This is a genomic window from Mucilaginibacter gossypii (assembly GCF_900100945.1).
Lineage (GTDB): Bacteria > Bacteroidota > Bacteroidia > Sphingobacteriales > Sphingobacteriaceae > Mucilaginibacter > Mucilaginibacter gossypii.
Map to the genome: position 1 here is coordinate 1 of NZ_FNCG01000045.1, position 1,138 is coordinate 1,138.

2 protein-coding genes are annotated in these 1,138 nt (G+C 41.0%); both read right to left on the reverse strand.

Features of this window, described 5'->3' with window-relative positions; genetic code table 11:
- Nucleotides 1-242: 242 nt before the first annotated feature.
- Complete coding sequence (locus BLS28_RS30440; RefSeq protein WP_091176637.1) at nucleotides 243-842, reverse strand: GIN domain-containing protein; 600 nt, start codon at nucleotides 840-842, stop codon at nucleotides 243-245.
- Between the two features lie 100 nt (nucleotides 843-942).
- Nucleotides 943-1,138, reverse strand: a 196-nt coding sequence (locus BLS28_RS31280; RefSeq protein ID WP_218134534.1) for a hypothetical protein, incomplete at its 5' end; no start/stop codon positions are given.

The window sequence follows — 1,138 nt, forward strand, 5'->3', positions numbered from 1 at the left end:
CAGGCAATAAGCACTATAACTCGGTCGGCCACACTGCACGGTTCAGCAAATCTATGTCATTTCACCTTCAGAGGCCACGGATTTAAACACTCAGACTGACAGTCGTTTTTAGTTTATGATCTGGCGCTCATTTGCGACGGGTGCGTAACCTGGGTTTGCGTTTACAACGCAACTGACAACAAAAAAAGCCGCCCCTTTCAAGGCGGCTACACTTTATATAATTGACTCAAAAAAAATGGCTGTTATAAAGTTGCAAATTGATCAACCGCTGGCTTGGTTTCTTTATTCAAAGTTTCGGTAGCGTGAGTGTATGCAAGGCCGTTGCTGTTCACATTTGAAGTTGCGTTACGGATTAAGCTATACTCATTGGTGTTACCTTTAAGCTCGGCTTTGGCATTACCGCTTAGGGTGATGCTGGCGCTATAAGTATCCAGGTTAAGATTGGCAGATGCATTGTTGTTTAATTTAACATCAAGCTCGATGCCTGAAAGACTGCCGAATGATTTAATATCGGCATTATCATAAGCGTTAATGGCGCTCAATTGGTTTGCAGTTACCCAAACTACCAATTTTTCGGCTTTATATGATGAGATGCGCAATACGCCTTTTTGTGACTGAACCAGAGCGTTTTCAGAATAGTAGCGGTTGTAAACTTTTACCTGGTCGGCCGGGCCGCTTGATATATAAAGTTCAACATTGCCGTAAACTTCAATTTTGTTGATTTTGCTGATGTCGGTTAAAATGATGCCTGCATCAGTTTTAGCATTATTTGCAGATGCGATGTTTGCGAAGCCAAGTACCATAAACAGTACGGTAGCGATGGCGGTCAATGTAGTTTTCATGGTATTAATATTTTGATTGTCAAGTGATTATTATTTTATTTCATTGAATACATACATATGACGATCTCAAATAAAAAACGTTACAGCAGGTTTGGCCTAATTAGCTGTAGGGCAGGTTTTTGTCGGTAAAGGGGTGATTTTTCCCGGTGAAATGGGGGAGAAAATTTGAGGGGTAAATTCCAACAGGTCGTACCGAACTTGTTTCACTGTTGTCCGGTAAAGATTTTTTAGGGAAAAAGGAAGGGATAGCCGAAAGACTACCCCTTTGTGTTGATATTTGAGTTACCACACTTAAA